22 protein-coding genes and 2 tRNA genes are annotated in these 20,613 nt (G+C 71.2%); 14 read left to right on the forward strand and 10 right to left on the reverse strand.

Features of this window, described 5'->3' with window-relative positions; all coding sequences use genetic code 11:
- The first annotated feature begins 104 nt into the window (after window positions 1-104).
- The 3 genes from gyrB (at window position 105) to AC5PYY_RS04400 (ending at window position 5,765) form a co-directional block, all read left to right on the forward strand.
- Complete coding sequence (gene gyrB / locus AC5PYY_RS04390; protein ID WP_493899325.1) at window positions 105-2,228, forward strand: DNA topoisomerase (ATP-hydrolyzing) subunit B; 2,124 nt, start codon at window positions 105-107, stop codon at window positions 2,226-2,228.
- A gap of 64 nt (window positions 2,229-2,292) precedes the next feature.
- On the forward strand, window positions 2,293-5,025 hold the full coding sequence (gene gyrA, locus AC5PYY_RS04395; protein WP_493898578.1) for a DNA gyrase subunit A: 2,733 nt from the start codon (window positions 2,293-2,295) through the stop codon (window positions 5,023-5,025).
- Entirely contained in the window at window positions 5,022-5,765 is a 744-nt protein-coding gene (locus AC5PYY_RS04400; RefSeq protein WP_493898579.1) for a DUF3566 domain-containing protein, read from the forward strand. Before gyrA ends, AC5PYY_RS04400 begins: the two co-directional genes overlap by 4 nt.
- A gap of 13 nt (window positions 5,766-5,778) precedes the next feature.
- Here the strand turns inward: AC5PYY_RS04400 and AC5PYY_RS04405 are convergent, their stop codons facing one another.
- Genes AC5PYY_RS04405 through AC5PYY_RS04420 form a run of 4 tightly spaced genes read right to left on the reverse strand, consistent with a single transcriptional unit; the run spans window position 5,779 to window position 8,772 of the window.
- Window positions 5,779-6,696, reverse strand: coding sequence for a universal stress protein (locus AC5PYY_RS04405; protein WP_493898580.1), 918 nt, complete (start codon window positions 6,694-6,696; stop codon window positions 5,779-5,781).
- 48 nt (window positions 6,697-6,744) lie between these two features.
- Complete coding sequence (locus tag AC5PYY_RS04410) at window positions 6,745-6,981, reverse strand: helix-turn-helix transcriptional regulator (protein WP_493898581.1); 237 nt, start codon at window positions 6,979-6,981, stop codon at window positions 6,745-6,747.
- 7 nt (window positions 6,982-6,988) lie between these two features.
- Window positions 6,989-7,840: an ABC transporter permease gene (locus AC5PYY_RS04415; RefSeq protein ID WP_493898582.1), complete on the reverse strand. Its 852-nt coding sequence runs from the start codon at window positions 7,838-7,840 to the stop codon at window positions 6,989-6,991.
- Window positions 7,837-8,772 carry an ABC transporter ATP-binding protein gene (locus AC5PYY_RS04420; protein ID WP_493898583.1) on the reverse strand — a complete coding sequence of 312 codons (936 nt, stop codon included), beginning with the start codon at window positions 8,770-8,772 and terminating at the stop codon, window positions 7,837-7,839. The genes AC5PYY_RS04415 and AC5PYY_RS04420 overlap by 4 nt, the downstream gene beginning before the upstream one ends.
- 130 nt (window positions 8,773-8,902) lie before the next feature.
- On the opposite strand from AC5PYY_RS04420, the gene AC5PYY_RS04425 reads away from it, so the two are divergent.
- From AC5PYY_RS04425 to AC5PYY_RS04435, 3 genes are all read left to right on the forward strand, one after another.
- A tRNA-Ile gene (locus AC5PYY_RS04425) sits at window positions 8,903-8,979 on the forward strand.
- Between the two features lie 41 nt (window positions 8,980-9,020).
- Window positions 9,021-9,152, forward strand: a complete 132-nt coding sequence (locus tag AC5PYY_RS04430; RefSeq protein ID WP_493898584.1) for a DLW-39 family protein — start codon at window positions 9,021-9,023, stop codon at window positions 9,150-9,152.
- 68 nt (window positions 9,153-9,220) lie between these two features.
- A tRNA-Ala gene (locus tag AC5PYY_RS04435) sits at window positions 9,221-9,293 on the forward strand.
- Window positions 9,294-9,335: 42 nt separating this feature from the next.
- Here AC5PYY_RS04435 and AC5PYY_RS04440 read toward each other — a convergent pair.
- Entirely contained in the window at window positions 9,336-9,503 is a 168-nt protein-coding gene (locus AC5PYY_RS04440) for a hypothetical protein (RefSeq protein WP_493898585.1), read from the reverse strand.
- A 60-nt stretch (window positions 9,504-9,563) separates the two neighbouring features.
- Between AC5PYY_RS04440 and AC5PYY_RS04445 the strand changes: the two genes are divergently transcribed.
- The 5 genes from AC5PYY_RS04445 to AC5PYY_RS04465 are packed head-to-tail and all read left to right on the forward strand — an operon-like array spanning window position 9,564 to window position 15,561.
- Window positions 9,564-12,044: a DMSO/selenate family reductase complex A subunit gene (locus AC5PYY_RS04445; RefSeq protein ID WP_493898586.1), complete on the forward strand. Its 2,481-nt coding sequence runs from the start codon at window positions 9,564-9,566 to the stop codon at window positions 12,042-12,044.
- Window positions 12,041-12,661, forward strand: a complete 621-nt coding sequence (locus AC5PYY_RS04450) for a DMSO/selenate family reductase complex B subunit (RefSeq protein WP_493898587.1) — start codon at window positions 12,041-12,043, stop codon at window positions 12,659-12,661. The genes AC5PYY_RS04445 and AC5PYY_RS04450 overlap by 4 nt, the downstream gene beginning before the upstream one ends.
- 4 nt (window positions 12,662-12,665) lie before the next feature.
- Complete coding sequence (locus tag AC5PYY_RS04455; protein WP_493898588.1) at window positions 12,666-13,670, forward strand: dimethyl sulfoxide reductase anchor subunit family protein; 1,005 nt, start codon at window positions 12,666-12,668, stop codon at window positions 13,668-13,670.
- On the forward strand, window positions 13,667-14,350 hold the full coding sequence (locus AC5PYY_RS04460; RefSeq protein ID WP_493898589.1) for a TorD/DmsD family molecular chaperone: 684 nt from the start codon (window positions 13,667-13,669) through the stop codon (window positions 14,348-14,350). The genes AC5PYY_RS04455 and AC5PYY_RS04460 overlap by 4 nt, the downstream gene beginning before the upstream one ends.
- Window positions 14,350-15,561: a 4Fe-4S dicluster domain-containing protein gene (locus tag AC5PYY_RS04465; RefSeq protein ID WP_493898590.1), complete on the forward strand. Its 1,212-nt coding sequence runs from the start codon at window positions 14,350-14,352 to the stop codon at window positions 15,559-15,561. The genes AC5PYY_RS04460 and AC5PYY_RS04465 overlap by 1 nt, the downstream gene beginning before the upstream one ends.
- On the opposite strand, the gene AC5PYY_RS04470 is transcribed toward AC5PYY_RS04465, so the two are convergent.
- A complete protein-coding gene (locus tag AC5PYY_RS04470) occupies window positions 15,508-16,050 on the reverse strand; it encodes a hypothetical protein (RefSeq protein ID WP_493898591.1) in 543 nt (180 codons plus the stop codon). The genes AC5PYY_RS04465 and AC5PYY_RS04470 overlap by 54 nt on opposite strands.
- 320 nt (window positions 16,051-16,370) lie before the next feature.
- On the opposite strand from AC5PYY_RS04470, the gene AC5PYY_RS04475 reads away from it, so the two are divergent.
- Both AC5PYY_RS04475 and AC5PYY_RS04480 read left to right on the forward strand, forming a co-directional pair.
- The gene (locus AC5PYY_RS04475; protein WP_493898592.1) at window positions 16,371-16,973 is read left to right on the forward strand and encodes a DUF2975 domain-containing protein; all 603 of its coding nucleotides are present in this window, start codon (window positions 16,371-16,373) and stop codon (window positions 16,971-16,973) included.
- On the forward strand, window positions 16,973-17,215 hold the full coding sequence (locus tag AC5PYY_RS04480) for a helix-turn-helix domain-containing protein (RefSeq protein ID WP_493898593.1): 243 nt from the start codon (window positions 16,973-16,975) through the stop codon (window positions 17,213-17,215). The genes AC5PYY_RS04475 and AC5PYY_RS04480 overlap by 1 nt, the downstream gene beginning before the upstream one ends.
- A gap of 15 nt (window positions 17,216-17,230) precedes the next feature.
- Here AC5PYY_RS04480 and AC5PYY_RS04485 read toward each other — a convergent pair whose 3' ends face one another.
- The 3 genes from AC5PYY_RS04485 to AC5PYY_RS04495 all read right to left on the reverse strand — a co-directional run bounded on the left by AC5PYY_RS04485 (window position 17,231) and on the right by AC5PYY_RS04495 (window position 19,398).
- On the reverse strand, window positions 17,231-18,220 hold the full coding sequence (locus tag AC5PYY_RS04485; protein WP_493898594.1) for an alpha/beta hydrolase: 990 nt from the start codon (window positions 18,218-18,220) through the stop codon (window positions 17,231-17,233).
- Window positions 18,221-18,325: 105 nt separating this feature from the next.
- Window positions 18,326-18,637, reverse strand: a complete 312-nt coding sequence (locus tag AC5PYY_RS04490; RefSeq protein ID WP_493898595.1) for an AzlD domain-containing protein — start codon at window positions 18,635-18,637, stop codon at window positions 18,326-18,328.
- Window positions 18,634-19,398 carry an AzlC family ABC transporter permease gene (locus tag AC5PYY_RS04495; protein ID WP_493898596.1) on the reverse strand — a complete coding sequence of 255 codons (765 nt, stop codon included), beginning with the start codon at window positions 19,396-19,398 and terminating at the stop codon, window positions 18,634-18,636. Before AC5PYY_RS04495 ends, AC5PYY_RS04490 begins: the two co-directional genes overlap by 4 nt.
- Before the next feature lie 17 nt (window positions 19,399-19,415).
- Here AC5PYY_RS04495 and AC5PYY_RS04500 point away from each other — a divergent pair, with 17 nt between their 5' ends.
- Complete coding sequence (locus AC5PYY_RS04500) at window positions 19,416-20,009, forward strand: helix-turn-helix domain-containing protein (protein ID WP_493898597.1); 594 nt, start codon at window positions 19,416-19,418, stop codon at window positions 20,007-20,009.
- Between the two features lie 43 nt (window positions 20,010-20,052).
- On the opposite strand, the gene AC5PYY_RS04505 is transcribed toward AC5PYY_RS04500, so the two are convergent.
- Entirely contained in the window at window positions 20,053-20,607 is a 555-nt protein-coding gene (locus AC5PYY_RS04505) for an NYN domain-containing protein (protein ID WP_493898598.1), read from the reverse strand.
- Between the last annotated feature and the right edge of the window lie 6 nt (window positions 20,608-20,613).

Here is a 20,613-nt window from a genome sequence, read left to right on the forward strand (position 1 = left end):
CGTCTTTGACACTTCCAGACGAGGAGCCACTGTTGTCCACAGTCGGATCTGACGACGGACCCATCGGCACGACGGCGGGCGGCAGCGGCGACAGCGGCGCCGCGATGCCCGAGCTGCCCGAGGCTCCCGCCAGTCGCGAGGGGCCGCCGGAGTCCCTCGCCACCGCGTCGGCCTACGACGCCTCGGCGATCACCGTGCTCGAAGGCCTCGAGGCGGTCCGCAAGCGACCGGGGATGTACATCGGCTCCACCGGGGCCCGCGGTCTGCACCACCTCATCTGGGAGATCGTCGACAACGCCGTGGACGAGGCCCTCGCCGGCGAGGCGGATCGCATCGACGTGACGCTCCTGCCGGACGGCGCGGTCAGGGTGCGCGACAACGGCCGCGGCATCCCCACCGACATCCACCCGATCGAGAAGAAGCCGGCCGTCGAGCTGGTCCTCACCCAGCTGCACGCCGGCGGCAAGTTCGGCGGAGGTGGCTACAAGGTCTCCGGCGGGTTGCACGGCGTCGGCTCCTCCGTCGTCAACGCCCTCTCCGGGCGGCTCGACGTCGAGGTGCGCCAGCGGGACACCGTCTTCACCCAGACCTACCACCTCGGGGTGCCGCAGGATGCGCTGGCCGAGCGCCCGGCCCGCACCGATGACGAGCGCGAGACCGGCACGACGATCACGTTCTGGCCGAGCGCGGACATCTTCGACAGCGTCCACTTCGACTACGAGACGATCCGGGCCCGCTTCCAGCAGACGGCCTTCCTCAACAAGGGCCTCACGATCGCGCTCACCGACGAGCGGCCCAGCGACGCGCCCGTCGACGTCGACGCGCTCGAGGACGACCCCATCGAACGTGAGGGTGAGACCGACGAGGACACCACCACCCCCGGCACCGAGGCCGTGGCCGAGGCCTCTGGTGGATCCACCAAGCCGCGCAGCGTCACCTACCGCTACGACAACGGCCTGCTCGACTACGTCACCTACCTCAACAAGTCCAAGCGCAGCGAGCCGGTGCACGAGGAGGTCATCGCCTTCGAGAGCGGCGACGACGACCGCATGCTCAGCCTCGAGATCGCGATGCAGTGGACCAGCGCCTACACCGAGGCGGTCCACACCTACGCCAACGCGGTCAACACCCACGAGGGCGGCACCCACGAGGAGGGTTTCCGCTCGGCCCTGACCCGACTGGTCAACGACTTCGCGCGGGACCAGAAGCTGCTCAAGGAGAAGGACCCCAACCTCACCGGTGACGACATCCGCGAGGGCCTCACCGCCGTCATCTCGGTCAAGCTCGGTGAGCCGCAGTTCGAGGGTCAGACCAAGACCAAGCTCGGCAACTCCGAGGTGCGCGGCTTCGTCCAGACCGCGATGTATGAAGAGTTCGGGCACTGGCTGCAGGCGCACCCGCGTGAGGGCAAGGAGATCGTCGGCAAGGCGGTCCAGGCGGCCACGGCACGGATCGCCGCGCGCAAGGCGCGCGACGCGACCCGGCGCAAGGGGCTGCTGGAGTCCGGCGGGCTGCCGGGCAAGCTGCGCGACTGCCAGTCCAACGACCCGACGATCTCCGAGGTCTTCATCGTCGAGGGCGACTCGGCCGGTGGCTCGGCGGTGCGGGGCCGCAACCCGCACAACCAGGCCATCCTGCCGATCCGCGGGAAGATCCTCAACGTCGAGAAGGCCCGGATCGACAAGATCCTCGCCAACACCGAGGTGCAGGCCCTGATCAGCGGCTTCGGCACCGGCATCGGTGAGGACTTCGACCTCACCAAGGCGCGCTACCACAAGATCGTGCTCATGGCCGACGCCGACGTCGACGGGATGCACATCCGGACCCTGCTGCTGACGCTGCTCTTCCGCTTCATGAAGCCGCTCATCGAGGCGGGCTACGTCTATCTCGCCCAGCCCCCGCTCTACCGGGTCAAGTGGGCCAACGCCGAGCACCAGTTCGCCTTCACCGACCGCGAGCGCGACGTGCTGGTCGCCGAGGGCCAGAGCCGGGGGTGGCGGCTGCCGAAGGACACCGGCGTGCAGCGCTACAAGGGCCTGGGCGAGATGGACTACAGCGAGCTGTGGGACACCACGATGAACCCCGACACGCGGGTGCTGCTGCAGGTCTCGCTGGACGACGCCGCCAAGGCGGACGAGATCTTCGCCATCCTCATGGGCGAGGACGTCGAGTCCCGTCGCGCGTTCATCCAGCGCAACGCGCGCGACGTGCGGTTCCTGGACATCTGAGCCCCACGGCAGAGCGTGGCTCAACCGACCCCCCCGACCCGAGTGACGGCATACCGAAGGACCCATGGCTGACGACGACCAGAGCCCACAGACGCCCGACCTGCCCGAGATCCCCGACGCCGCCGGCGCCGCGTTGACCGCCGACGCCGCGCTGGAGGCGGCGGTGCGGGCCGAGGGTGGCGACCGGGTCGAGCCGATCGACATCAACGCCGAGATGCAGCGCAGCTACATCGAGTACGCGATGAGCGTCATCGTGGCCCGCGCGCTGCCCGACGTGCGCGACGGGCTCAAGCCGGTGCACCGCCGGGTGCTCTACGCGATGTATGACGGCGGCTACCGTCCGGACCGCGGCTTCAACAAGTGCGCCCGCGTCGTCGGCGACGTCATGGGCCACTACCACCCGCACGGTGACGGCGCGATCTACGACGCTCTCGTGCGGCTGGTGCAGGACTGGTCGATGCGGCACCCGCTGGTCCAGGGGCAGGGCAACTTCGGCACGCCGGGCGACGACCCGGCCGCCGCACCGAGGTACACCGAGTGCCGGATGCACCCGCTGGCCATGGAGATGGTGCGCGACATCCGTGAGGACACCGTCGACATGGTCGACAACTACGACGGCAAGACCAAAGAGCCGGCCGTCCTCCCGGCGCGCTTCCCCAACCTTCTCGTCAACGGCTCGGCCGGCATCGCGGTGGGCATGGCGACGCAGATCCCGCCGCACAACCTGCGCGAGGTCGCTTCCGGGGCCCAGTGGCTGCTCGACCACCCCGACGCCACCCGTGAGGAGCTGCTGGAGAAGCTGCTGGAGCTCATCCCCGGCCCGGACTTCCCCACCGGGGCGCTCATCATGGGCAAGAAGGGCATCGAGGAGGCCTACCGCACCGGCCGCGGGTCGATCATCATGCGGGCGGTCGTGGAGGTCGAGGAGATCCAGGGGCGCACCTGCCTGGTCGCCACCGAGCTCCCCTATCAGGTCAACCCGGACAGCCTGGCCAAGAAGATCGCCGACCTGGTCAAGGACGGCAAGGTCACCGGCGTCGCCGACCTGCGCGACGAGACCTCGGGGCGCACCGGGCAGCGGCTCGTCATCGTGCTCAAGCGTGACGCCGTCGCCAAGGTGGTGCTCAACAACCTCTACAAGCACACCCAGCTGCAGCAGTCCTTCGGGGCCAACATGCTCGCCCTGGTCGACGGGGTGCCCCGCACGCTGCCGATCTCGGCCTTCATCCGGCACTGGGTCGAGCACCAGGTGGAGGTCGTCGTCCGCCGCACGCAGTTCCGGCTGCGCGAGGCGGAGGAGAAGATCCACGTCTTCCGCGGCTACCTCAAGGCGCTGGACCAGCTGGACGAGGTCATCGCCCTCATCCGCCGCAGCCCGTCGGCGGACGAGGCCCGGACCGGCCTGATCGACCTGCTCGGGATCGACGACCTGCAGGCCCGGGCCATCCTCGAGCTGCAGCTGCGTCGCCTCGCTGCCCTGGAGCGGGCCAAGATCATGGCCGAGCACGACGAGCTCGAGGCCCAGATCCTGGAGTTCGAGGACATCCTGGCCAAGCCGGAGCGGCAGCGCGAGATCATCTCCACCGAGCTCGGCGAGATCGTCGACAAGTTCGGTGACGACCGGCGGACCAAGATCGACCTCTTCGACGGCGACATGTCGATGGAGGACCTCATCCCTGAGGAGGACGTCGTCGTCACCATCACCCGGGGCGGCTACGTCAAGCGCACCCCGGTGCGGGAGTACCGCGCGCAGAACCGCGGCGGCCGGGGCAAGCGGGGCGCGGCCCTGCGGGCCGACGACGTGGTGCAGCACTTCTTCGTGACCAGCACCCACCACTGGATGCTCTTCTTCACCGACCAGGGCCGGGTCTACCGGTCCAAGGCGTATGAGTTCCCCGAGGCCGGGCCGACCGGCAAGGGGCAGCACGTGGCCAACCTCATGGCCTTCCAGCCGGACGAGACCATCCGCTCGGTGCTGCCGCTGCAGGACTACCAGCACGCGCCATACCTGCTCCTGGCGACGAAGAACGGGTTGGTCAAGAAGTCTCGCCTCACCGACTACGACTCGCCGCGCTCCGGTGGCCTCATCGCGGTCAACCTGCGGGACGGTGACGAGCTCGTGGGTGCCGCGCTGGCGCACGGCGAGGACGACGTGCTCCTCATCTCCAGCGGGGGGCAGTCGGTGCGCTTCCCCGCGGCGGACGACTCGCTGCGGCCGATGGGTCGCGCGACCTCTGGCGTGACAGGTATGAAGTTCCGCGGCGAGGACCACCTGCTCGCCATGCAGGTGGTCGCGGCGGGCACCGATCCGTTCGTCTTCGTCGTCTTCGAGTCGGGGATGGCCAAGCGGACGCCGGTGTCGCAGTATCGCCTCCAGGGGCGAGGCGGCCTCGGCATCAAGGTCGCCAAGGCGACCGACAAGGCCGGGCAGGTCGTCGGCGCGCTGCTCGTCGACGAGACCGACGAGGTGCTCGTGCTCACCGAGCGCGGCAACGTCGTGCGCTCGCGGGTCGGTGGCGAGAACGGTGTGCGCGTCACCGGACGCGACACCAGCGGGGTCATCTTCGCCCGGCCCGGCAAGGGCGACTCGATCGTGGCGGTCGCCCGCAACGCCGAGGCCGAGGTCGAGGAAGAGCTCGAGGAGCTCGCCGAGGGCCAGGTCACGGAGCCGGGTGACGGCGCGGGTGACGCGCCTGCTCAGGACGATGGCGTACCGTCGGACGCGTCCGACGGCTCCGTGTCGGGCACCGAGGGTGACTCGACCGAGTCAGGGACCACCGAGGGAGACGAAGCATGAGCAGCACTCCTGGCGCGTCCGGGGAGGCGTCGACGTCGACCGACGAGACGCAGGTGCACCAGAAGGTGTCCGGCGGCGCCTCTGGCACGGCCGGGTCCTCGGGCTCTGCTGGCGACGAGCGCACCACCGCGGCCAAGATGCGCGACGGCGCCCTGGCGCGGACCGCGCAGGGTCGCGACCTGGCCGCCCGCAAGGCCCGGGCGCTACGCGGTGCCAGCGCGGGCCTGGCCTCCGGCTCGGCCGCCGGAGCGACCGCCGGTCGCAGTGGTCAGACCCGGGCCGACCGAAGCGTGCGCGACCCGGCGCCCGGCAGCAGCGCCCGCACCGCGGGCAACCGGCCCTCGGCGCGCCCGGCACCGCGCCGGGGCGGCCCGCGTCGGGTCAGGCTGACCGCACAGCGGATCGACCCCTGGTCGGTGCTCAAGATCAGCTTCCTGGTGTCTGTAGCGCTCGGGATCTCCGGGGTCGTCATGGTCGCGGTGCTATGGACCGTGCTCTCGGGCATGAACGTCTTCTCGACGATCAACGACTTCCTCACCCAGATCACCAGCGGTGAGACCGGGGGCCCGACGCTGGATCTCACCGACTACCTCGGCTTCGGCCGCGTGGTGGCGCTGTCGGCGGTGCTCGGGATCCTCAACGTCTTCCTGCTCACCGCGCTCGCGACGCTGTCGGCGTTCCTCTACAACATCTGCGCGGCCCTGGTGGGCGGAGCGCAGATCACCCTCTCCGACGAGTGAGCCCGGTGCCCGCTCAGGGCACCACCTGCACCGCGACCTCGCTCAGGTGGAGCATGTGCGAGGTGGTCGACCCGAGCACCATCACCGACAACCGGCCGTGCCCTCGGCTGCCGAGCACGAGCAGACCCGCGCCCTCGGTGGCGGCGAGCAGGCTCTCCTCGGTGCGGCCGGCCGGCGTGTCCGTGCTGACGGTGAGCCTCTCGTCGCGCTCACGGACATGGTCGGCGGCGTGCCGGACGACGTCCCGGGCCCGGGTGAGTGCGGCCTCCCCCGCGTCCTCGACCGTGCGGTAGCCCACGGGGGGCAGGCCCCAGGGGTCCTCGTGCGGTTGCTCCCAGCTGCAGACCAGCCGCAGCTCGGCTCCCCACAGCTGCGCCTGACGTAGACCCTCCTCCAGGGCCCGGTCCCCGCTGACCGACCCGTCGACCCCCACCACCACCGGGCTCCCGGGGCCGGGGACCGGGGCGTCGTGCGGGACGACCGTGACCGGGCACCGTGAGTGGCCGGTGATCCCGTAGGCCGTGGTGCCGACGAGGGCCCGCCGCACCCGTCCGAGCCCTCGGGTCCCGACGACCACACCGGCGGCCTGCGCCGACGCCTCGTCGAGGGCCTGTCGCGGGCTGAGCAGCGAGGAGCGGGCCGAGACGTCGACCTCGGGCTGCTGCTCGCGGGCGAGCTGTGCACCCGCCTCGGCCGCCCGCAGCGAGGCCTGTCGGACCGTCTCCGGGTCCCACAGGCCCGCGACCTCGTCCTGGGCGTAGACGATCCGGTCCGCCGCGTGGAGCACGACCAGCGGTTGCCGGGCCCGAGCCGCTGCGCCTGCCGCCCAGCCCACCGCCTGCTCCGCGCTCTCGGACCCGTCGTAGCCCACCACCAGGGGGCGTGCCGAGCGTCCGTTCTGGTCCGTCATGATCCACCACTCCTTCGTCACGATCTACGACACAGTGTAGTAGATACGCGGCAGGTGGGGAACCCCTGCTCAGCCCCGACCGATCCGCGGGAAGGGTGTGCGGGAGAAGACGGTCTCCACCGGCACCTCGAAGAACTCCGCGAGCTGCAGCGCCAGGACGAGGGAGGGGCTGTACTCTCCGCGCTCCAGGTAGCCCACCGTCTGGTAGTGCACCCCCACGGCCTGCGCCAGCTCACGCCGACTGATCCCTCGCTCCACCCGGAGCACCGCGATCCGGTTGTGCAGCGGTTCTGACTCGCTCGGCATACCGGGATCAGTATCCCTTCGCGAGCACCCGCTCGCGCGCCGCCTGCACCGCGCTGCCGGACTGACGCCGCGCCATCCGCCGCAGCAGCACGGGAGCCACGAGCACCCCGACGACGGCCCAGGCAAGGAGCACCCCCAGCGCCAGCACAAGGCGGAACTCCCCGCCCACCTCGGCGGCCGCCGCGCTCTCTGGCAGCAGCACCGAACGCACCGCGACGCCGATCCAGTAGAGCGGACTGAGCTGAGCCAGCCACTGCAGCGGCGCCGGCCACCCCGCGACGGGATAGAAGACGCCGGAGAGGGCGGCGACGGCATACATCGAGATCATCGCCCAGGCCAGCCCCATCATGGTGCGGAAGACCGACCCGAGCACGGCGCCCCAGGGCAGCATCGCCACGACGCCCAGCAGGAAGACGAGGCCCAGCAGCAGCCACCCGCCCGGCCCGGTCTCCCTCAGCTCGGGCAGCAGCACCGCGGCCCCGACCATCGCCGGCAGCACCGGGATGAGCGCGTCGACCGGCGCGGCGACGAGCTTGGCGACGAGGTGACCGGTCATGCCGTGGGGCACCGCCTTGGCGCGCAGCAGGGTGCCGTCCTCACGCTCGGCCTGCAGCTCGCCGGCGACGCCGAGGACCGCGGCGGCGATGACGCCGAAGGCGAGGAACCCGCAGAAGATGTAGCCGCCGGCGCCCACCTGGGCTGCGCCGAACTCCAGGTCGCGCAGGAACCACATCACGACCAGGACGAGCAGCGACATGATGACGGTGGTGATGCCGTTGGCGGAGGTGTACTTGCGGATCAACGTGATCCGCGCCTGCCGCGCAGCGGCGCCGATGACGGCGCGGGGGATGGTGCTCATCGGAGGGCCTCCAGCGGAGTCGGGTCCAGGGTGGGCCGGGTGTCGGACTCGGCGGCCCCGGAGCGCTGCACGATATCGAGGTAGACGTCCTCCAGCGAGGCGGCGCGCACCTCGAGCACCTCCACCTCGCCCGGGCGAGAGGTCAGCACCTGCGTCAGGTATGCCGTGGGGTCCGCCTCGGCGTGCACGCTCACCTCCCCCGTGGCCCGGTCTCGAAGGCGCACCTCGCTGGAGCGCGAGAGCTGGAGCCGTAGGGCGTCCGGCGTGCCATCCGCGACGATCCGACCCCCGGCGAGGATGAGCAGCCGGTCGGCGATCTTCTCGGCCTCGGCCAGGTCGTGCGTCGTGACGAGCACCGTGGTGTCCAGGTCGGCGAGGTCCGCGACGAGGTCGTGCACGTCGCGGCGGCCGGCCGGGTCGAGCCCGGTCGTCGGCTCGTCGAGGAAGAGCACCTCGGGTCGGCCGACCAGCCCGATGGCGACGTCCAGCCGGCGCCGCTGGCCGCCGGAGAGCTTGTCGATGCGCTGGCGGGCGTGCTCGGCGAGACCCACGCGGGCCAGCAGCTCGGCCGTGGGCCAGGGGCGCTGGACCTGCGCCGTGGCGTAGGGCGCGTAGTAGGCCCCCATGACCTCGATGAGGTCGGCAACCCGCCAGGTGCCGTGGTCGCGCCAGCTCTGCAGCACGACGCCGACGCGGGCGCGCCAGGCTTCGGGGGCGGTCGTGGGGGCCTGGTCGAGCACCGTGACCTCGCCCGACGAGGGCTGCCGGAAGCCCTCCAGGATCTCCACGGTCGTCGTCTTGCCGGCCCCGTTGGGGCCGAGCAGTGCGACGACCTGCCCGCGGTGGATCTCCAGATCGATGCCGTCGAGGACGAGGTGGTCGCCGTACGACATCGACAGGCCGCGGCAGCTGATCACGGGTGCGGGAGGCATGACGGCAATGTAGTAGGTCTACTACATATGGTGCAAGTACTACTACTCGGCGGAGGGGCGGGTGCCGGCGTTTTGGTGGCGCCAGCGACGGTGGGGTAATCTCGATCCTCGCGTGCGTCGCACGTGGAGCGGGCCTATAGCTCAGTCGGTTAGAGCGCTGTCCTGATAAGACAGAGGTCACTGGTTCAAGTCCAGTTAGGCCCACCACCCGCCCCGCTGGTGTCGACCCGACAGGAAGGTGATCGACGATGAAGCGTCTCCTCATGGTGGCTGCGGCCGCCGCCGGACTCGTCGCCCTCAAGCGCATGCAGGACCAGCAGGCCGAGCGCGAGCTCTGGGCCGAGGCCACCGACGACATCCCGACCCAGCCGGGGCAGTAGACCTCCGCCGACCGGGAGCGACGCGTGAGGCGAGATGCCCGCGCGGCTGACACAACTTCATACCCCTCGGGGGCGTGGCGCAATTGGTAGCGCATCTGCTTTGCAAGCAGAGGGTTGTCGGTTCGAGTCCGGTCGCCTCCACCCAGGTCAGAGGCCCTTCCCGCTCCGCGGGGAGGGTCTCTTTCATGCCCGTACCCCCGTGGCCAGGGTGAGCACGCGCTCGATCGTGCTGAGGTCCAGGTGCACGCCGGCGACCGCCCCCACGGCGTCCAGCCACTCCCGGTGCTGCGCCTCGATGCCCTCGACGGATCTCAGGGGCCCCATCGTCGCGCCCTCAGGGCGACCTGCCACGCCGCGGCAACCTCCCGCAACTCTCTATGTCCCACGACGATGCATAGTAGGGTGGGGTGCATGAGCGTCTCCGGGTCCGGGTCGAGCGATGTGGCGGGGCGGGGCTGGGGCCCGGCTGTGGGGCGCAGGAGTTTCCTGCAGTGGAGCGCCGTGGCGGGTGGGGGAGTCGGGCTGGCCGCGTGCACGGGTGCCGAGGAGGGGGAGACGGCCGCCCAGGCCCTGGCCCCTGCGGCCCCGCCGGACCGGACGGTGTGGAACGCGTGCCTGGTCAACTGCGGCTCCCGCTGCCCCCTGCGATTCGAGGTCCGGGACGACCAGATCACCCGGGTCCTGCCCGACGAGACCGGCGACGACGAGATCGGCACCCAGCAGATCCGTGCCTGCGTCCGCGGCCGCTCGATCCGGCAGCGGATCTACAGCGCGGAGCGGCTCAAGACCCCGATGCGTCGTGTCGGCGAGCGCGGCGCCGGCGAGTGGGAGGAGATCACCTGGGAGGAGGCCTTCGACGACATCGCCGACAACCTGCGCCGGGTGCTGGAGGAGTACGGCAACGAGGCGGTCTTCCAGGCCTACGGCACCGGGGTCATCGGCGGGACGATCATCAACTCCTACGGGCCCTACGGCGGGGCGATCCAGCGCCTGATGAATATCTTGGGCGGCTCGCTCACCTACTACGGCGACTACTCCACCGGCTGCATCACCGAGGCGATGCGCGTGCAGTACGGCGGGTGGACCGATACCAACAGCCACGACGACTGGAAGAACAGCGAGCTGGTCGTCATCTTCGGCAACGACCCGATCGAGACCCGGATGAGCGGGGGCGGCGAGGTCTTCGTCACCCAGCAGACGAAGAAGAAGCACCACACCCGCGTCATCGTGGTCGACCCCAGGCTGTCGGACACCGCCCAGCAGCTGGCCGACGAGTGGGTCGCCATCCGCCCCGGCACCGACGTCGCGCTCATCGCGGCTCTGGCGCACGTGATGATCAGTGAGGACCTCCACGACCAGGAGTTCCTGGACAGCCACTGCGTCGGGTTCGACGACGAGCACCTGCCCGAGGGCGTGCCCGCCGGGAGCTCCTACCGGGCCTACGTGATGGGCGAGGGCCCGGACGGGATCGCCAAGACACCGGAGTGGGCCTCCCCCATCACCGGTGTCCCGGTGGCCACCATCGTCGACCTGGCCCGGCAGATCGGACGAGCCGCCGGTCCGGTGGCGGTGATGCAGGGCTGGTCGGCCCAGCGCCAGCAGAACGGGGAGAACCAGTCGCGGGCCATGTTCACCCTCGCGGCGATGACCGGCAGCATCGGCGTCCCGGGCGGCGGCACCGGTTCCCGGGAGGGCGCTTTCATGCTCAGCCTGGCCAAGCCCTTCGACGCCATCCCGAACCCGGTGACCACGCAGATCTCCCACTTCACCTGGACCGACGCCATCGAGCGCGGGCCGGAGATGACCGAGCTCAACGCCGGGGTGCGTGGCGCCGACCGGCTGTCGGTGCCGATCAAGTTCATCTGGAACTACGGCGGCAACACCCTCGTCAACCAGCATTCCGACATCAACCGCACCACTGAGCTGTTGCGGGACGACAGCTTGTGCGAGTTCATCGTGGTCATCGAGAACCAGATGACCGTCTCGTCCCGCTACGCCGACATCCTGCTGCCCGACCTGTCCAACGCCGAGCAGATGGACATCATCAACCAGGGGCACGCCGGCAACATGGGTTACACCATCCTGGCGGACAAGGCCATCGAACCGCTCTACGACTGCCGCGGGATCTACGAGATCTGCAGCGAGGTCGCCGCCCGGATGGGCGTGGAGCGGGAGTTCACCGAGGGCCGCACCCAGGAGCAGTGGGTTGAGCACACCGTCGAGGAGACCCGCAAGACCTACCCCGAGCTGCCGCCCTTCGAGGAGCTGCGGGAGATGGGCGTCTGGAAGATGGTCGGGGAGAGCGTGATCCCCCTGCGCGACTTCCGCGAGGACCCGGAAGCCAACCCGCTGCCCACCCCCTCGGGCAAGATCGAGATCTTCTCCGAGGAGGTCTGGGGGAACGCCAGGCGCTGGGAGCTCCCGGAGGGCGAGCGGATCACCGCGGTGCCGGAGTACGTGCGCACCACCGAGGGTGCCGAAGCCGCCCGCGCGCACACGTCATACCCCCTGCAGCTGATCAACAAGCACTTCAAGGGCCGCACCCATTCGACCTACGGCAACGTGCCCTGGCTGCAGGAGGCCCACCCGCAGCGGCTGTGGATCAACCCGGCGGACGCGACGGCCCGCGGGCTGGACAACGACGACTGGGTTAGGGTCTTCAACGACCGGGGCGCGACCCTGGTCGCCGTCAAGGTGACGCCGCGCATCGCCCCCGGGGTGGTCATGCTGCCGCACGGCGCGTGGTACGACCCCGGACCAGACGGCACCGACCGGGCCGGCACGGCCAACATCCTCACCAGCTGGCACCCGACCTCGCTGGCCAAGTCCAACCCGCAGTACTCCACGCTGGTGGAGCTGGAGAAGACGACCGCACCTGACCTGGAGGCATGATGAGCGACAACCTGGGGTTCTACCTCGACCAGAGCGTCTGCACCGGGTGCAAGGCCTGCCAGATCGCCTGCAAGGACAAGCACGACCTGCCCGTGGGCGTCACCTGGCGGCGGGTGGTGGAGTACACCGGAGGCACCTGGCAGCAGGACGGCGACACGATGGTGCCGAACGTCTTCAGCTACTACACCTCCATCGCGTGCAACCACTGCGAGGACCCGATCTGCGTGGCGGTCTGCCCGACCACCGCGATGCACAAGCGTGAGGACGGCACGGTGGCCGTGGACCCGGACAAGTGCGTCGGGTGCCGCTACTGCGAGTGGGCCTGCCCCTACTCCGCCCCGCAGTACAACCCCGAGCTCGGCCACATGACCAAGTGCGACCTGTGCGCCGACTACCGCTCCGAGGGGAAGAACCCGGCCTGCGTGGAGGCCTGCCCGTCCCGGGCCCTGGACTGGGGCCCGATCGATGAGCTGCGGGCGAAGTACGGCACGGTCGACGCCGTCGAGCCGCTGCCGGACCCCTCGATCACCAGCCCCCACCTGGTCATCACCCCCCACCGGGACGCCCAGCCCACGGGCAGCGGCACCGGCGAGATCGCCAACCCGACGGAGATCTAGTGCCGTGAACGTCCACGAGCTCCCGCTGATCCTCTTCACCGTGCTGGCTCAGATGTCGGTCGGCGCGTTCGTCGCTCTCGGGGTGGTCCAGGTGGTCGGCCGTCTGCGCCACGGCAAGGCCGCCGTCGACCAGATCGCCGACCCCGCCCTTTACGCCATCGGACCTGTCCTGGTGCTGGGGCTGTTGGCCTCCATGCTCCACCTCGGCAACCCGTTCAACGCGCTGAACACCTTCCGGCACATCGACTCCTCGTGGCTGAGCCGGGAGATCGTCTTCGGCATCGCCTTCTCCGGGCTGGGCTTCCTCTTCGCGGCCCTGCAGTTCCTCCGCTGGGGCTCCCCCGCGCTGCGGCAGGCCCTCGCCGTGCTGACGGCGCTCGTCGGGCTGGGGCTGGTCTGGGTGATGTCGATGGTCTACGCGTCGCTGCCGACCGTGCCCGCCTGGAACACGTGGGCCACGCCCGCACAGTTCTTCCTGACCACCTTCCTGCTGGGCGCCCTCGCGGTCGGTGCTGCCTTCATGAGCGTGATCATGTGGCGCCGGCAGGGGCTGGCCCGGCGGTTCGCCTGGGTCGAGCGGACGGCCCCGGTCCGCCGGCTGCTGGCGCTGCGGCGTCCGGAGGAGCCAGCGCCCGAGGCTGCGGCCGCGGGCGACACGGCCCGCCGTGAGCTCGTCGAGGCCTCCCTGCGCTGGATCGCCACCGCCTCCATCCTGCTGCTCGGGGTCCAGCTGGTCGTCATCGTGCTGCAGCAGCGGGACCTGGCGGCTGACCCGGGTATGCCGTCCGCCTCGGTCGCCGCCTACGGCACCGCCTGGTTCGTCGCGCGTCTCGTGCTGCTCGTGCTCGGGGCCGGCCTGCTCGGCCTCACGCTCTACCGCATGGTCGCCTCCCACCGGGCGGCCCTGCTCGTGGCGACCGTGGCCACGGCAGCCTTCGCCACCGTGCTCGCCTCGGAGATCATCGGCCGCAGCCTGTTCTACGACTCGATGGCCAGGATCGGGATGTGAGCGAAGTTCCTGAGCCTGCCGGTGCGGTGCTCGCCGACGCGCTGGACGGTGTCGCGGCGGCTTGGACGGTGCTCTCGACCGCCTTCGGGCGGGAGCCGGAGCAGGCCTTCGTCGACGCCCTGCGCAGCCCCGAGCAGCTGGCGGCTTGGCCCTACGACGACCCGGCCACGAGCGGCGGGGTGCGGTTGCTCGTCCGCTCCGGCCGGGGTCGCGACGCCGGACCGGAGAGCCTGGAGTCGCTGCGCCGGGACCACCGTCGGCTCTTCGTCGGGCCCCGGCCGCTGCTGGCGGCGCCGTGGGAGTCCGTGCACCGTTCGCGCGAGGGCCTGGTCTTCGACGTGCAGACCCTCCAGGTCAGGGAGTTCTACCGCCGCTTCGGCCTGCAGAGCCCGCTGCTCAACAAGGAGCCGGACGACCACGTGGCGCTGGAGGCGGCCTTCATCGCGACCCTCGCGCTGCGCGCCCTCGACGTGCTGGAGGTCGGGGATGCTGACGGCGCGGAGGAGCTGGTGACCGGCATTCGGAGCTTCACCGACCAGCACCTGCAGCAGTGGGTGCCCGACCTGCTCCATCGGGTCGAGGAGCACGCCGAGACCGATTACCACCTCGGGCTGGCCGGCCTGACCCGCGGCGCGCTGGGCCAGCTGCACCACCTCGGCGTCGCCTCGACCCTCTCCTGATGCACCCGGACCCGGTCGCGACCGTCACCACGTGGGCCCGCGGGCTCCCGGCCGACCGGCGGGTCGTCCTGCGCTGCGCGGGGTCGGCCGACGATGGGAGCGAGGCCACCGTCGCTGCTGGCCCGCACGACCACGTCGTGCGCTGGGAGGGTTGCCTGCGAGCGCTGTCCCCCGCCCCCCTGGCCGAGCTGGTGGCCGCAGCTCCCCTCCTGGTGCTCGACCTCACGGGGTGCTCCTGCGTCGAGCCCGGACCTGCCGTCATCATGCCTACCGGCACCACGTCTGCTACCCCGACGCCTGCCGGCCACCACTCGGCCGCCACCACGCCGGCCGAGCCGGCCGACCCGCCTGCGGCCGCCTTCCTTCACGCGGTGCTGGCCGAGCTGGGAGCCGCTCACCGCCTGGAGGTTCTGGCCTTGACTCCGGGGCGGTCAGGCTACCGGGCCGGGCCGGGGCGCGGCAGGGCCACAGGCCGGGCCAGCACCGTGGACGCCCTCCCGGTCGGACGCCGTGCCCTCTTCGCCTGGGCCGCACCACGTCGGGAGGCGCACCGGGACGACACGATCCCGACCGTCGAGCGCCTGGCCCCCGACCCCTCGGGCGGGCACGGCGAGGCCGGTGACCAGGTCCGTCTGGTCCGGGCCCTGGCCGAGATCCGGCGACACGTGGTCGGGTCGGCCGGCGGCTCCCCCGCTACGTCGACCGCTGCACATGCCGAGCTGTCCGACCGACCGTCCGGACGATCCTCGCCCCACGCAGCGCCCCGCAGCCGCGACCTTCGTTCCCAGGGCTGCACAGCCTGCGGCACCTGCGTGCGGAGCTGCCCGACAGCGGCGCTGGATCTGCGCCAGGGCGACGCCGGGACCGTTACCCTCACGCTGGACCTGGCCGCGTGCATCGGGTGCGGCCGCTGTCAGGCCCTGTGCCCGGTGGAGGCCATCCACGACGTCGGCCCGGTGACCTGGGCCCACCTCGCGCGGGAGTCCTCCACCCCTCTGGAGACGATCTGCGTCCAGCACTGCGCGAGGTGCCGCACCCCCTTCGGCGGGGAGGGTGAGCTCTGCCAGGTGTGCCGGATGCGCCGCTCCGACCCCTTCGGCTCCTGGCTGCCGCCGGGCTATGTCGCCCCACGGGTCTACGCCCCGCCGCCGACCGGCTCAGTGACCGGTCTCGAGGAGCAGATATGCCCCGACGACCTGGGCGACCGGTGACCAGACCGGTGTCCTGGCATCAGTCAGGGCGCTGAGCGTCCGGCGCACCTCGCTCCCCTTGCCGACCAGGCTCATCTGGTCCACCCGGAGGGTCTTCGCGGTGACGACGTCCCCCTCCTCCCAGGCCGCCAGCTCGGTCGTGACCTGCTCGTGCACCGCCCGAACCTGACGACCCAGGCGCGACAGGTGGGGCTGCGCGGCGGTCGCCGCGTCCTCGGCCAGCTCGGCGAGGTCCTCCATCCCGCGCCGCCGAGCACGTCGGACCAGCCCCTCGAGCAGCAGCACGCCGTCGGGCCGCCACTCCGCCTCCAGCCACACGACGGCCTCCCGTAACCCGGCGATGTCGTCCTCCAGCCGTTCCGCCCAGGCGCCGGTGTCACCCGCGTCGGTGATCCGCCTCAACGTCCCCCACGCCCGCTCGCGACTGCGGCACACGCGCACCATGGTCCGGACGACCCCGGCGTCCGGCGTTCCCGGTCGTGTCTCCATGGCCTCATCGTGCCGCACCCATGGGGTGATCCTTCCGGCACACCTGCTCCCCCGCCGTTACTCGTGTCGCCTACTGGGCTAGGACGCGCGTGGGAGGCTGCAGGGATGGGCCATCCCGTACCCCATCCGTGGACTTTGCAAGCAGAGGGTTGTCGGTTCGAGTCCGGTCGCCTCCACACGAGCACGGCCCGATCGCAGTGAGCGGTCGGGCCGTCCTCATGCCCGCAGATCACGGCGCACCCTTGCGCTCCATATCGTTTGTCGATAACATCGAAAAACGATATGGCCCGCTCGGGGCATGTGAGTCAGGGAGGTTCATCATGGGGACAGACCGGAAGCGACGCGGCATGGACTGGGCACGGTTCGACCGTGGTGACCAGATCGCGACGGCGATCCTGCTGTGGTTGATCGTCGGCTTCTCGGCGGGGTATGCCGTGTTCATCAGTCTCGACTGGATGCTGCGCCGACAGGTGACGCTCACCGAGGTGCCGCTCGAGGTGGGCGAAGACGCGGCGGGCACCGGCCGCATCGTCGGCATGCCGGCTGGCACCGTCCTCGTGGAGGGCGTCTCAGCCGGCCACTTCACCCTCCTCATGGCGCCGGTCCTGGTCGGTCTGATCGCGACGGTCTGGGGTGCCGTCCTGCTGCAGCGCCTGCTGAAGGACCTGGGCAGGGGTGAGCCCTTCAGCCGGGCGAACGTGTCCCGTCTGCGGATCGTCGCGCTGCTGCTCATGGTCGTCCCGTTGGCCAGCGACCTGGTCTCTGCCATCGCCCGCAGCGAACTGCTGTCGGCGAAGGGGGTCGACGCCTACGTCTTCGTCTTCAGCCCCGGATGGCTGCTCGCGGGCATCCTCGTCGCCGCGGTCGCGCAGGCCTTCGCCTCGGGCGTCACGCTGCGCTCCGATGTCGACGGGCTGGTCTGATGCCACCCGAGGAGGGCCACCGGGTCCGGTGCCACCTCGATGCGCTGCTCGCCGAGCGCGGGATGACGGTCGCGGCGCTGGCCGAGGCGGTGGGCGTCACCCCGGTCAACATCTCGGTGCTCAAGAACGACCGCGCCAAGGCCATCCGCTTCTCCACGCTCACCGCGATCTGTGAGGTCCTCGACTGCCGGGTCGGCGACCTGCTCAGCGTCGGCGCCTCCACCGTCGCGCCGAGCGACTGATCCCGCCCGGGGAGGTCAGGATCCGGCGACGAGATCGAGCAGCTCGACGGTCGCACCCACGATCTGCTCCTGCGCCGCCGCACGCGCCACCCCCGGCGTGCCGTCGCCCGGCTGCTGGCCGTAGTCGCCGAAGAACGCGTGCACCCCGCCGCGGATCTCCACCACCGAGGTCCGCGGCGGAAGCAGGTCCAGGCTCGACTCGATGTCCGCCGGTGTCGCCAGCCCGTCCTCGCTCCCGAAGATCGTGGCCACCGCCAGGTCGTCCCGCCCGCTGAGGTCACCCAGGGGGTATGACGCCCACAGGACGAGCCCGTCGACCTCACCCGGATGATCCTCGGCATACGTCGACGCGGCCACTCCGCCGAGGCTGTGCCCACCGACGCTCCACCGGGTCACCTCTGGATGGTCGGCGATGACGCCGCCGGGCGCGCCCAGCGCGGTGAAGCCGATCGCGAACGGCTGCTTGACGACGACCACGAGGTGTCCCTCCCCGGCGACCTCGGTGAGGACCGGCAGGTAGGCCCGCGGGTCGACGCGGGCACCGGGCTGGAAGATCAGGCCGTCGGTCACCTCCTCCCCGCTCGGCGTCAGCGTGAGCCGGGTGGAGCTCTCGGTGACGGTCACCTCGTCGGTGCCCGCCGTGAGTGCAGCCGCCTCGGGCGTCGCGCCGAACGGTCGCAGCCACGCCACCGCCCCCAGCACGAGCGCCGACACCGTGACCAGGACCACGCGCGCCAGCACTCGGACCCACCGCGGCCGGCGGCGCGCACCACGGCGGTCACCCGAGCGCCTCCCGCGGCCCAGGGCCAGCGCGAGCAGCGCCAGTCCGGCGACCCCCACCAGGGTCACGAGCACCAGGTATGCCGGGTGCCCCGCGAGCAGCACGCCGGCGCGAGTCAGCCAGACCCACCCCGCCACGGCGACCGCGGCCAGGCCGAGCACGAGGGGGAGCCAGGCCACCGGGCGGGCGCTGGTCGCGGGCACCCGGCGATGCTCATCGGTCACCTGGCGATTCTCCGGCCTGGCGTCACCCTGGGCAAAGTCGTGCACGCCAGGCACACGTCTCGACGGTGCCTCTGGTGCATATCCTTGCCCAGGTCGGGTAGGGGGTCAGGGCAGCCCGGCCAGCCGGCCCAGCGCCGCGGCGAGAGCCCCGGCGACCACGACGACAAGGAAGGGCGCCCGCAGCATCAGCGCCACCACTCCGGCGCCCAGGGCCAGCAGCCGCGCGTCGAGAGCCAGCGCCTGGCCGTCGGCCACGGTGTTCATCATGACCAGCGAGGCCAGCAGCCCGACGGTCATGCACCCGGAGATCCGGATGATCGCGGGCGCTTCCAGCACCCGCTGCGGCACCAGATAGCCGCTCAGCTTGGTCAGATAGGCCAGCGCACAGGCACCCAGGATCCACAGCCACACGGTCATCGCGCACCCCGCTCGGACCTGTCGGCCTCGCTGCGGCCCACCGTGCCAGGAGCCTCGGCGCCGGACGGCTGCGGACCCGAGGCCTCGCGCCGGAGCTGCCACCAGCCGATCGCCGCGGCCACGGCGGCGGCGACCAGGATCGGCACCCCCGGTGGCAAGAGAGGTATGCACAGCACGGTCACCACCGCGCACGCGCTGGCGATCGCCCACGGCTCGGCGCCGCGCAGGCGTGGCCACAACAGGGCGAGGAAGGCCGCGACGGCGGCGCCGTCGAGCCCCCAGGCCTTGGGGTCACCCATCGCGTCTCCGGCCAGGGCGCCGACCAGCGTCATAAGGTTCCACAGCACGAAGATGCCGACCCCGGCGGTCCAGAAGCCGCGTGCCTGCTCGGCGCGGTCCCGCTGGGCGAGCGCCGTCGCGGTGGACTCGTCGATCGTCACCTGCGCCGCGGCATACCGGCGCCACCCCTGGGGCCGCAGCATGGCGTTGATCTGCATCGCGTAGACCCCGTTGCGCAGCCCGAGCAGGGTGGAGGCCCCGAGGGCGGAGGCCGGTGAGCCGCCGCCGCCGACCACCCCGATGAAGGCGAACTGCGACCCGCCGGAGAAGGTCAGCAGGCTGAGTGCGCAGACCTCCGCCACGCCGAGACCGCTCGCGGTGCCGAGCGCGCCGAAGGAGACGCCGTAGGCGCCCGTCGCGAGGGCGATCGAGAGCCCGGCCCGGGTGGCGGGGCTGTCTCGCGCCATGGTGGCAACACGCATACCGCTAGGATGCAGACATGAGTAGCGTTCGTCAAACCGAACACTTCGACCGCAATAACGAACGCGGGCAGGCGGTCGCGCGGTTGGCGTCGGCGGTGCGCACCGAGCGGGAGCGCTCCGGACTGAGCCTGTCCGAGCTCGCCCGCCGCGCCGGGCTGGCCAAGTCCAGCCTCTCCCAGCTGGAGGCGGCCCAGGGCAATCCCGGTGTCGAGACGGTGTGGGCGCTCGCGACCGCGCTCGGGGTGCCGTTCTCCGCACTCATCGACCCGCCTCAGCCGGAGCGGGCGTTGATCCGCGCGGGTGAGGGCGAGGCGACGCTCTCGGACTCCGCCGAGTATGCCGCGCTCGTCCTTTCCCACAGCCCGCCTCACGTGCGGCGCGACCTCTACCGCATCGACGCCGAGCCGGGCGCGGTCAAGGTGTCGGATCCGCATGCGGCCGGCACGGTCGAGCACGTCGTCATCGTGCGCGGTCGGGCCCGGGCGGGCGTGACGGCTGACCCGGTGGAACTCGGGCCGGGCGACTACCTGCGCTATCCCGCCGACGTCGAGCACGTCTTCGAGGCGCTGGAGGTCGGCACCAGCGCGGTCATGGTCTCCGAGCAGCGCTGAGCGAGCAGGCGAGGCTGCCGGAGCGAGCAGACGAGGCTGCCGGTCAGAGGAACTGCTGCGGGTCGAACTCCTCGATCGGGATGATCCGCAGCCGCGGCAGCGGCGTGTTGAAGGCCAGCGTGTCGTGCTCGAGGTCGTAGAACTCCATCCCCTGGGCCACGAGCGGGTGGAAGCCGGAGTTGCGGAACTCCTCGAAGGCGATGAGCCCGACGCGCCGCGAGCCGTCGATGAGCGGCGTCACCGCCTCGAGAAAGTCGCCGTCGTGGCTGACCAGCATGACGTCGTCGGCCCGCTGCTGCAGCGCCTCCAGCGTGCGCTGGATCGCGATGTCGACGACCTTCTCCTCGGAGGTGCCCGACAGCGGGACCGGGGTGTAGCCCAGCGCCCGCAGCGCCTGCACGAAGGACATCGGCAACCCGCTGCTGGCGTTGAGGAAGAAGAGTCCCTTGGCCGGCTGGTCCCAGGTGTCCTGGGTGAAGGCGAGCAGCCGGTCCCACCGGGGCCGCTCCTCGGGGTGCGGGCGCCGACCGAGGATCGAGTTGCCCAGCGTGGCGTCGATGTTCTCCCCGTCGACGAGGAGATAGGACTGACGGGCCATGACGAT

This window comes from Serinicoccus sp. JS2-9 (assembly GCF_059025165.1).